Consider the following 10,289-nt stretch of genomic DNA (forward strand, 5'->3'; position numbering starts at 1 on the left):
GGCCCGGCACTGCCCCGGCGTCGTCGTCGTGCCCGCCGCCGGCGTCCTCTTCAACGGCAGCCAGCCTGGCGCGCAGCTCCGCCACTTCCCGGTGCCGCGCTGCAAGCTGGTCCCGCAGGTCGTCAAGGACCTGGTCCACCTGGTCCATCCGGTACCCGCGCAGCCCGAGGGAGAAACGTACGCCGTCCACGTCCTCCGGGGCAGCGTTGGCGGGCAGCAGCACGGGCGGCAGGTTCGCCGGCGGCTGCTCGAAGCCGCCGTCCAGGAGCGCGGGCAGCGGCCTGCCGCCCCCGGTCCGGGGCCGGCGCCCCAGGCTTGCCCAGGCTACTGCCCCGACCAGCACGAGGGCGAGGAAAACCAGAAAGAAGCTCACCGTTCCATCGTGCCAGACCCGGGCGCCGCACCGGGGCCCCTAATGCTCCTACTCCGGGCGCTGCTCACCGTTCGGCGACGGGGTGACGGCCACATTCAGCACGCGGTCCACGGCCTCGGCGGGATCGTCCACAAGCTGGATGAGGTCCAGGTCCTTTTCGGACACCATTCCCTCCGCCACCAGGGTCCCCCGGATCCAGTCGATCATTGGGCCCCAGAATTCGACGCCGAGCAGCACGATCGGGAAGGACGTGACCTTCCGCGTCTGCACCAGGACCATGGCTTCGAAGAGCTCATCCAGGGTGCCGAGGCCCCCGGGGAGCACGATGAACCCCTGGGCGTACTTGACGAACATGGTTTTGCGGGCGAAGAAGTACCGGAAGTTGATGCCGAGGTCCACCCACTGGTTGAGCCCCTGCTCGAAGGGAAGCTCGATGCCCAGGCCCACCGAGACCCCGTTGCCCTCCACGGTGCCGCGGTTGGCCGCCTCCATCGAGCCGGGCCCGCCGCCCGTGATGACAGCGACGCCCGCTTCTGCCAGCTTGCGGCCAACCTCGACGCCCATCTCGTAGTAGGCGCTGCCGGGTTTGGTGCGGGCGGACCCAAAGACGCTGACCGCCTTGCCGATGTCCGCCAGGGCCCCGAAGCCTTCAACGAATTCACTTTGGATGCGCAGGACGCGCCAGGGATCGGTGTGGACGAACTGCCCCGGGCCCTTGGTATCGAGCAGATGCTGATCCGACATTTCAACGGCGGCCTGCTTGCGGCGGAGTTCAAGGGGACCCTTACGGCGCGGCTGGGTGTTCTTGGCCGGATCTGCGTTGATGCTCATTCCCCTAGGCTAACCTCCCGCCGCAGGTATCTCTTGAATCACGATCCGCAGGAACTTGGGGTGATTCCCGTCATAGCGACCCTCAAGTTCGCTATGTTCTTCCTATGACTACTCTTGTGCCCGGCGAACCCCTCGTCTCCCTGAAGGCCGTTAATAAGCATTACGGCCAGCTGCACGTTCTGAAGGACATCAACCTGCAGGTCCGCAAGGGCGAGGTTGTTGTGGTCATTGGGCCCTCCGGCTCCGGTAAGTCCACCCTGTGCCGCGCCATCAACCGCCTCGAAACGATTGAGAGCGGCACCATCAGCATCGACGGCAAGGTGCTCCCGGAGGAAGGCAAGGAGCTCGCCCAGCTCCGCGCCGACGTCGGCATGGTATTCCAGTCGTTCAACCTCTTCGCGCACAAAACCATCCTCGAGAACGTCACCCTCGGCCCCACCAAGGTCAAGGGCGTCAACAAGGCCACCGCTGACAAGGACGCCATGGCGCTCCTGGAACGGGTCGGCGTGGGCCACCAGGCACCCAAGCTCCCGGCCCAGCTCTCCGGCGGCCAGCAGCAGCGCGTTGCGATTGCCCGCGCCCTGGCCATGAAGCCCAAGGTGATGCTCTTCGACGAGCCCACCTCCGCGCTGGATCCCGAAATGATCAACGAGGTCCTGGACGTCATGATCCAGCTCGCCAAGGAAGGCATGACCATGATCGTGGTCACCCACGAGATGGGCTTCGCCCGCAAAGCCGCGGACCGCGTGGTCTTCATGGCGGACGGCCAGATCGTCGAGGACTCCACACCGGAGGAGTTCTTCACCAACCCCAAGAGCGACCGTGCCAAGGACTTCCTCTCCAAGCTCCTCACCCACTGACCACCCGCACCACCGATACCCGAACACACACCAGCAAGTTCGCATCCGGCCGGAACCCACGGCCATCAATGAAAGGAATGTCATGAAGGCATTTATGACCCGGCGGAAGTCCTTCTTCGTGGCAGCCACCGCTGCCCTCGCCCTGTCCCTGAGCGCCTGCGGCGGCGGCGACGCCGGTGGAACCAACCCGAGCCCGGTGGAGAAGCCCTCGTTTGCTGCCGGCACCACCATGGAAAAGCTCTCCACGGCCGGCACCATCAAGATCGGCACCAAGTTCGACCAGCCGCTCTTCGGCCAGGTGGGCCTGGACGGCAAGCCTGTCGGCTTCGACGTCGAAATCGGCAAGCTTATCGCCGCCAAGCTCGGCATCCCGGCGGACAAGATCGAATGGTCCGAGACCGTCTCGGCCAACCGCGAACCCTTCATCGAACAGGGCAAGGTTGACCTGGTGATCGCCACCTACACGATCAACGACAAGCGCAAGCAGGTTGTCAGCTTCGCCGGTCCGTACTACGAGGCCGGCCAGGCACTGATGGTCAACAAGGACAACGACACCATCAAGACCCCCGAGGACGTCAAGGGCAAGAAGGTCTGCTCCGTCACCGGTTCCACCCCCGCAGCCACCATCGTGGAAAAGTACGGCGCCGAACTGGTTCCGGCAGCCACATACTCCGCCTGCCTGGAGCCGCTGCGCAACAAGCAGGTTGAAGCCGTCACCACGGACAACGTGATCCTCGCCGGCTTCGTGGACAAGGAACCGGACGCCTTCAAGCTCGCCTCGGACGAGACCTTCACCAAGGAGCCGTACGGCATTGGCCTGAAGAAGGACGACACCGAGTTCCGCAACTGGATCAACGACCAGCTTGAGGCATTCGAAGAGGACGGGTCCTACAAGGAGGCCTGGGAAGCCACTGCCGGTTCAGTCATCAAGACTGCGCCTGAGCTTCCCGAGATCGACCGCTACTAGGCCGTCACGGAGCTGCCGGGGCCGGTCCGCCGTCCCCGGCAGCTTTCCGCCTTTTAACCCGTCCACGCCCAAAGCCAAAGGATCCTATGGACGTCATCATTGAAAACCTGCCCCTGTATTGGGAAGGTTTTCTCCGCACCCTTTTCCTGTCAGCCGTCTCCGGGATCATCGCGCTGATACTGGGGACCCTCCTGGCCGCCGCGAGGGTTTCCCCCGTAGCAGCCCTCCGCGGTTTCAGCACCGTCTACGTCGAGGTCCTCCGCAACACCCCGCTGACCATCGCCTTTTTCTTCGCCGCGATCGTCCTCCCCCGCCTCGGGGTGAAGTTCGAACAGTTCGAAGTGGCCGCGATCATCGCCCTCAGCACCTACACCGCAGCGTTCATCGCCGAAGCTGTCCGTTCCGGTGTCAACAGCGTGCCCGTGGGCCAGGCCGAGGCTGCCCGCAGCATCGGCATGAAGTTCGGCCAGGTGCTTTCCCTGATCATCCTGCCCCAGGCGCTGCGGACGGTGATCCCGCCGCTGATCAACATCCTGATCGCCCTGGTGAAGAACTCCTCCGTGGCCGGCGCGTTCTTCGTCCTCGAACTGTTCGGTTACGGCCGCCAGCTCGCCAACGCCAACGGTGACGCCGTCATCGCCGTGCTGCTGGGCACCGCATTCTTCTATCTGCTCCTCACCGTTCCGCTGGGCATCCTGGCCAGCACGGTGGAACGAAAGGTGGCGATCGCCCGATGAGCTCGGTTCTCTACGACGTCCCCGGCCCCAAAGCGCGCCGGATCTCCCTTATCGGCTCCATCGTCGGTACCTTGCTGATCCTGGGCCTGCTGGCCTGGATCATCATGACACTCGCCCAGCAGGGCATTTTCGAGGGCCGCCGCTGGCAAATCTTCACCCGCGGCGATGTCTGGACCCTCCTCGGCAACGGCCTGGGCGCGACGCTCAGCGCCGCAGCCCTCGCCGCCGTGATCGCTTTCCCCCTCGGTCTGGTGCTCTGCCTGCTGCGCATCTCGGATGCGGCCTTCATCCGGATCCCCATCCGGGTGGTGCTGGAATTCCTCCGCGGCATGCCGGTGGTCCTGATGATGCTGTTCGTCCTGCTGGGCTTCGGCACCTCGCCGTTCATCGCCGTGGTGACCGGCCTGGTGCTGTACAACGCTGCAGTGTTCGCCGAGATCATCCGGGCCGGCGTCCAGTCGCTCCCCCGCGGGCAGCGTGAAGCGGGCCTGGCCATCGGCCTGACCAGCTTCAAGTCCCGCATGCTCATCGAACTGCCGCAGGCTATCCGCCGTATGATGCCGTCGCTGGTGGCGCAGATGGTGGTCCTGCTCAAGGACACCTCGCTCGGCTACATTGTGGCCTACGGCGAGCTGCTGCGCGCAGTCCAGGTGATGGCGGACTTCCTGGGGACGCAGTTCCTGTTCCCCGTCTTCTTCGTGGCGGCCGCGATCTACATCGCGATCAACATCGCCGTCTCGCGGCTCGCCGTGTGGATCGAGCGCCGCGGGTCCAAGAAGGCTGCCGGCGGTACGGCCAAGGCCGAGGCTGCGGTCATCAAGGCCGAAGCTCCCTGACACTTGAGCCGCGAAAGCCCCTAAACAGCGAAAGCCCCGATCTTTGGATCGGGGCTTTCGCTATCCAGGGGCCCTCGGCTCAGCCCGCCAGCCAGTCCTGCAGCGCGGCAAGGCATTTGCGGACGGCGTCGGCGTGGACATGCTCGTTGTCCTTGTGCGCCAGCAGCGCATCGCCCGGGCCGAAGTTCACTGCCGGAATGCCCAGCTCGCTGAAACGTGCGACGTCGGTCCAGCCGTACTTGGGCTTCGGCTCGGCACCCACTGCGGCGACGAAGGAGGCGGCGGCCGGGTGCTGCAGCCCGGGCCGGGCGCCGGCCGCGGCGTCCGTGCGGACGACGTCGAAACCCTCGAGCAGCTCCCGGACCACGGCCTCGGCCTGGTCGGGCGTCTTGTCCGGGGCGAACCGGTAGTTGATCTCGACTACGCAGCGGTCCGGGATGACGTTGCCGGCGGTGCCGCCGTTGATCCTGACCGCGTTGAGGCTTTCCCGGTAATCCAGCCCGTCCACGGTGACCGTCCCCGGCTCGTAGGCTGCCAGCCTCGCGAGGATGGGGGCAGCTGCATGGATGGCGTTGCTGCCCATCCATGCCCGGGCGGAGTGGGCTGCCTCGCCCATGGTGGTTGCCTCGAACCGGCTGGTGCCGTTGCAGCCGCCCTCCACGGTTCCGTCCGTGGGTTCGAGCAGGATGGCGAAGTCGCCCTGCAGGAGATGGCCGTGGTTGCGCACCAGGCGGCCCAGTCCGCTCTTGACCGCTTCCACTTCCTCGTGGTCGTAGAAAACGAAAGTGACGTCCCGTTGCGGCTCCGCGCCGCCGTCGAACAGGGCAGCGGCAAGTGCAAGCTGTACAGCCACGCCGCCCTTCATGTCCGTTGCGCCGCGGCCGTACAGGACACCCTCCCCGGGGACGCCGGAGTCCCAGCTGGAAGGCACCGTGCCCCTGGAGCCTTCGGTCAGCGGCAGTGGGACGGTGTCCAGGTGCCCTGCCAGGATGATCCGTTCAGGACGCCCCAGTTCGGTCCGGGCAACGATGGCGTCGCCGTCGCGGACCACGCTGAGCTGCGGGATGGCCAGCAACGCGGCTTCCACCGCGTCCGCGAGCTCCTTCTCATTCCCGGACACACTGTTGATGTCCATCAGGGCGGCCGTCAGCAGCGCCACATCCTGCTTGAGGTCCAGGACGGGTGCGGAGGTTGTGGGGGCGGTTTCGGCAGTCACGAAGCCAGTCTAGTTCGAACCGGGCACCCCGCCCTCGATAGACTGGGGCACATGACTGAGACCGCTTCTTCCGCTGTGCCCGAAACCTTGAACCAAACCCCCAACGAACGCTCCGCATATGGTTTTGGCGTGGCGACGATCGCCTCCGCCAAAGGCGGGGACGCTGGTGAAGCCACCGTCCTTGATGTCTGGTTCCCCGCCCCGTCGCTGGGCGTCGCCGCCGAGAACCTGCGGTCAGTGGAGAACGCGGACGAGGTCCTGACCCAGATCGCAGAAAACGGCACCGACGAGGACCGCGGCACCGAGCAGAAGGTGGTGTTCGTCCAGATCAACCTTGACGAAGCCCCCGCAGACACTGCTGACGCCTACCTCCGGCTGCACCTGCTCTCGCACCGCCTGGTCCGCCCCAACACGATCAACCTGGACGGCATTTTCGGCAAGCTGCCCAACGTCGTCTGGACAAACTTCGGCCCCGCCCCTGTGGAAGGCTTCGAACTCACCCGCGCCAGGCTCCGCCGTCGTGGTGCCGTCACCGTGTATGGCGTGGACAAGTTCCCGCGCATGGTTGACTACGTGGTGCCCGCCGGCGTGCGCATCGCCGACGCCGACCGCGTGCGCCTTGGCGCGCACCTCGCCCCCGGCACCACCGTCATGCACGAAGGCTTCGTGAACTTCAACGCCGGCACCCTCGGCACTTCCATGGTGGAAGGCCGCATTTCCGCCGGCGTCGTCACCGGGGACGGCAGCGACGTGGGCGGCGGCGCATCCATCATGGGTACGCTCTCGGGCGGTGGCAAGGAAAAGATCACCATCGGCGAGCGGGTCCTGCTCGGCGCCAACTCCGGAGTCGGCATCAGCATCGGCGACGACTCGGTGGTGGAGGCGGGCCTGTACGTCACGGCCGGCACCCGCGTGCGCGTCCCCGGCCCCAAGGATGAGGTGGGCGAAGACACCACCAAGATCGTCAAGGCTGCCGAACTCTCCGGTGTCCCCAACCTGCTGTTCCGCCGCAACTCCACCACAGGCGCCGTGGAGGTCCTTCCCCGCAAGGGACAGACCGTTGAACTGAACGACGCACTGCACGCCAACTAAGCTGCCGGTGGCACGCAGACGCGGCCTGCGCCGCCTTGCAGTACTCCTGCTGACGCTGGCCCTGGTGGCCGGCGGCATCTACTCCGCGGTGTTTTTTGTGCAGCGCTCCGAGACCCTCGTCTCGGAGCGCTGCGTTGCCGTGGTGGGTGACAGCACAGCCGAACTGGCACCCGACCAGGCTGTGTACGCCTCCCTCATCACCGCCGTCGCCGTCCAGCGCGGACTGCCTCCCCGGGCCGCAAGCATCGCCCTCGCCACGGCCATGCAGGAATCAAAGCTGAGGAACATCGGGCACGGCGACACGGCGGGCCCGGATTCACGCGGGCTGTTCCAGCAGCGTCCGTCGCAGGGCTGGGGAACCGAAGACCAGGTCATGGATCCCTATTACGCGGTCAATGCCTTCTACGACGCGCTGGTCAAAATTCCCGGCTACGAGACACTCGACATCACCGACGCTGCCCAGCGCGTCCAGCGCTCCGCCTACCCCCGCGCCTACGCCCAGCACGAGGACCTCGGACGGTTTTTCGCCTCCGGACTGACCGGCCAGTCGCCGGAAGCCGTGCACTGCACTCTGCGTGCCTCGGACTCTGCCGGGGACGCCGGAACGGTGACTGCCGAACTGGACAAGGCCTACGGCCAGCTCGGCGCGGCGGTTGAGGGACAGACTGTCGTTGTTGAGGCCAGCGGCACCCAGGCGTGGTCCGTGGCGCAGTGGGCCGTGGCGAACGCGAAGGAATTCCAGGTCACGCAGGTGGACGTGGAAGGCCGAAGCTGGGACCGGTCAGAACGCAAGGGCTGGCAGGAGTCGGGGGCACCGGACGGCCAGGTCAGGATCACAGTAGCGGCACAGGACACCTAAAGCCGGCAGTGCAGTTTGGTCAGACGAGCATCTCCACCACTGGCTGCACGTAGCTGCGGAACAATTCCGGCCGGTCCATGAGCTGGCGGCTCATGATGATCTTGTCCGGTTCCAGATACCAGGCCCGCTGCTCGTTCAACGGCAGTTCGATGATTGTCAGGGTGAAATCGCGGGAGTCGCGGCCCACCTCCATGAGCCGGTCATCAACCATCTCCCCCAGCAGCTGGTCGGTCCCGCTGGCGGCACGCTCGGCCTCCAGCTCGGCGTATTCGCTCCTGCGTTCCCGGGCCCAGGTCAGGGCGGAACCAAAGTGGGCCTGGAGGACGCGCTGCAGTGCCGGCGAGTTGCCAAAGGCTTCGAAATCGGGCGGTGTGAGCTCGGGTGAGGTTTGCGGGTAGGCCTTCAGGAGCTGGGCCCACCAGGCTTCCCATTCGGTCTTGAGCGCACTCAGCCCGCCGACGTCGGCCGTGAGGTGGGAGTGGTCCGCAGGCCGGATCTTTGGCGCCGCGTGGGAAAGCGCAGGGTGGCCGGCCCCGTTCAGTCCTGCGGTGTCGCGGACGTACAGTGCGATCATCATGGGCCCCGATGTGTCCGTGGTGATCTGCCACCTTGAACCGCTTGCCTGATGCATCCGTAGTCCTTCCCTGGCCTGCTCCTGCCGGGTTCCGCTGATCCGGCTGCCTCCCCGGCTATCAGTCTATTCCCGCTTGCTGTCCACGTTAACGCCCGTCAGCCTCCCAGCCCGTCAAGGTGGCGTTCCAGCACGTCAGAACACATTTCCGCCGTCATCCACCCGGGCTGCAGCAGGGCATGCATGCACAGCCCGTCCAACGTGGCCAGCAGCCGTTCGGCTTCCACCACCAAGGCATCCTGTGGTTCGTCCGCCGGCATCAGGGCAGCGACCACCTGCCCGGCAATTGCCGCTACCTCCCGGTGGCTCCGGTCGGCCTCGCCGGCGAGGAAGGGCCTGGTCCTTGCAGCGTTCTTGAAGGCCATCCACGCACAGGCTTCCACCGCCCGTATCTCATCGAGGGGCAGGAGCCCGCCCAGGACAGCCATCACCGCCGCGCGTTGTTCGCGGCTGCCGGGAACGGCTGCGGCCACCGCGGGCAGGACGCCGCCGAGCCGCCGGAGGATCCGGTCCAGCACCGTGGCGAAGGAATACGTGAGCAGCTCCTCGCTGCCGGCGAAGTAGTGCCGAACAGAGCCGACGGCGAGTCCGGCCTCGTCTGCCACTTCCCGCAGGGAAGCCCGTTCCAGCCCGTCGACGGCGATAATCCGGAGGACGGCTTCCACAACATCCTGACGGCGGGTATCAGCGTCAACAATTTTCGGCATCCCCATTATTTAGCACACTTGTGCTCCCACGCCCGCACCCCAAGCCGTGGTGCCCGGCATCCGGGACGCAGCGGCAGCGGCACGGCCGGGTGGGATAGCGTGGAGGCATGAAAATTCTGGTTACAGGGGGCACCGGCTACATCGGTTCCCACACTGTTCTTTCCCTGCAGGAAGCCGGCCATGACGTGGTGGTCATCGACAACCTCGTCAATTCCAGCGAAGAGTCCCTCCGCCGGGTGGCCGAACTCACCGGCAAGACCGCGAAGTTCCACAAAGTGGACCTGGTCGACGAAGCCGCCGTCGAGGATGTCTTCGCCGGCGCGGGCATCGATGCGGTCATCCACTTCGCCGGGCTCAAGGCCGTCGGCGAGTCGGTGCAGGAACCGCTGAAGTACTACTACAACAACCTTGTGGGCACCCTGAACCTGATCCGCGTCATGGACCGGCACAATGTCCGCTCCTTTGTGTTCAGCTCCTCCGCGACCGTATACGGCGAGCACAACCCGATCCCGTACGTGGAGAAGATGGAGATCGGCGCCAACAACCCCTACGGCCGCACTAAGGAGCAGATCGAGGACATCCTCTCCGACCTCGGCGCCGCCGACCCCCGATGGCATATAGCACTGCTGCGCTACTTCAATCCCGTGGGCGCACACCCCTCCGGCCGGATCGGCGAGGACCCGCAGGGAATCCCCAACAACCTGGTCCCGTTCATTGCGCAGGTGGCCGTGGGACGCCGGGAAAAGCTCATGGTCTTCGGCGGGGACTACGACACCCCGGACGGCACCTGCCTGCGTGACTACATCCATGTCACCGACCTCGCCCAGGGCCACGTGGCAGCCCTGAACCATGTTGCGGACCGGGCGGGAGTCTTCCGCTGGAACCTCGGCTCGGGCAAGGGCTCCTCTGTCCTTGAGGTGCTGCGATCCTTCGAGAAGGCGGTCGGGAAGCCTATCCCCTATGAAATAACGGATAGGCGCCCCGGCGACCTGCCCGCCTTCTGGGCCGACGCCAGCTCGGCCCTGGCCGACCTCGGCTGGTCCACCACCAAAACGGTGGACCAGATGTGCGAGGACCACTGGCGCTGGCAGAAGAACAACCCCCAGGGCTACGCGTCCTGACTTTCGTGACAGCGAACGACGGCGGGGGGGGGGGGGGGGGGGGGGGGGGGGGGGGGGGG

12 protein-coding genes are annotated in these 10,289 nt (G+C 66.0%); 7 read left to right on the forward strand and 5 right to left on the reverse strand.

All coding sequences use genetic code 11. The features are described 5' to 3' along the window. Both ACYQ1Z_RS12340 and ACYQ1Z_RS12345 read right to left on the reverse strand, forming a co-directional pair. On the reverse strand, positions 1-373 hold a 373-nt coding region (locus ACYQ1Z_RS12340), incomplete at its 3' end, for a DivIVA domain-containing protein (protein WP_459792815.1). A gap of 48 nt (positions 374-421) precedes the next feature. After that, positions 422-1,204 carry an LOG family protein gene (locus tag ACYQ1Z_RS12345; RefSeq protein WP_459792816.1) on the reverse strand — a complete coding sequence of 261 codons (783 nt, stop codon included), beginning with the start codon at positions 1,202-1,204 and terminating at the stop codon, positions 422-424. A gap of 104 nt (positions 1,205-1,308) precedes the next feature. Between ACYQ1Z_RS12345 and ACYQ1Z_RS12350 the strand changes: the two genes are divergently transcribed. From ACYQ1Z_RS12350 to ACYQ1Z_RS12365, 4 genes are all read left to right on the forward strand, one after another. Further along, positions 1,309-2,064: an amino acid ABC transporter ATP-binding protein gene (locus ACYQ1Z_RS12350; protein WP_459792817.1), complete on the forward strand. Its 756-nt coding sequence runs from the start codon at positions 1,309-1,311 to the stop codon at positions 2,062-2,064. Positions 2,065-2,146: 82 nt separating this feature from the next. Then, entirely contained in the window at positions 2,147-3,031 is an 885-nt protein-coding gene (locus ACYQ1Z_RS12355; RefSeq protein WP_459792818.1) for a glutamate ABC transporter substrate-binding protein, read from the forward strand. 86 nt (positions 3,032-3,117) lie between these two features. Then, positions 3,118-3,768: an amino acid ABC transporter permease gene (locus ACYQ1Z_RS12360; protein ID WP_459792819.1), complete on the forward strand. Its 651-nt coding sequence runs from the start codon at positions 3,118-3,120 to the stop codon at positions 3,766-3,768. Beyond that, positions 3,765-4,604, forward strand: a complete 840-nt coding sequence (locus ACYQ1Z_RS12365; RefSeq protein ID WP_459792820.1) for an amino acid ABC transporter permease — start codon at positions 3,765-3,767, stop codon at positions 4,602-4,604. The genes ACYQ1Z_RS12360 and ACYQ1Z_RS12365 overlap by 4 nt, the downstream gene beginning before the upstream one ends. A 79-nt stretch (positions 4,605-4,683) precedes the next feature. Here the strand turns inward: ACYQ1Z_RS12365 and dapE are convergent, their stop codons facing one another. Next, positions 4,684-5,820: a succinyl-diaminopimelate desuccinylase gene (gene dapE, locus ACYQ1Z_RS12370; RefSeq protein WP_459792821.1), complete on the reverse strand. Its 1,137-nt coding sequence runs from the start codon at positions 5,818-5,820 to the stop codon at positions 4,684-4,686. A 51-nt stretch (positions 5,821-5,871) separates the two neighbouring features. On the opposite strand from dapE, the gene dapD reads away from it, so the two are divergent. Next, positions 5,872-6,912, forward strand: coding sequence for a 2,3,4,5-tetrahydropyridine-2,6-dicarboxylate N-succinyltransferase (gene dapD / locus ACYQ1Z_RS12375; protein ID WP_459792822.1), 1,041 nt, complete (start codon positions 5,872-5,874; stop codon positions 6,910-6,912). 7 nt (positions 6,913-6,919) lie between these two features. Next, the gene (locus ACYQ1Z_RS12380; RefSeq protein ID WP_459792823.1) at positions 6,920-7,771 is read left to right on the forward strand and encodes a hypothetical protein; all 852 of its coding nucleotides are present in this window, start codon (positions 6,920-6,922) and stop codon (positions 7,769-7,771) included. A gap of 19 nt (positions 7,772-7,790) precedes the next feature. On the opposite strand, the gene ACYQ1Z_RS12385 is transcribed toward ACYQ1Z_RS12380, so the two are convergent. After that, a complete protein-coding gene (locus ACYQ1Z_RS12385; protein WP_459792824.1) occupies positions 7,791-8,402 on the reverse strand; it encodes a hypothetical protein in 612 nt (203 codons plus the stop codon). Between the two features lie 98 nt (positions 8,403-8,500). Next, positions 8,501-9,109 carry a TetR/AcrR family transcriptional regulator gene (locus ACYQ1Z_RS12390; protein WP_459792825.1) on the reverse strand — a complete coding sequence of 203 codons (609 nt, stop codon included), beginning with the start codon at positions 9,107-9,109 and terminating at the stop codon, positions 8,501-8,503. 107 nt (positions 9,110-9,216) lie between these two features. Here ACYQ1Z_RS12390 and galE point away from each other — a divergent pair, with 107 nt between their 5' ends. After that, the gene (galE, locus tag ACYQ1Z_RS12395) at positions 9,217-10,230 is read left to right on the forward strand and encodes a UDP-glucose 4-epimerase GalE (protein ID WP_459792826.1); all 1,014 of its coding nucleotides are present in this window, start codon (positions 9,217-9,219) and stop codon (positions 10,228-10,230) included. The last annotated feature ends 59 nt before the right edge of the window (positions 10,231-10,289 follow it).

It is taken from the genome of Arthrobacter sp. AD-310, from assembly GCF_054656615.1.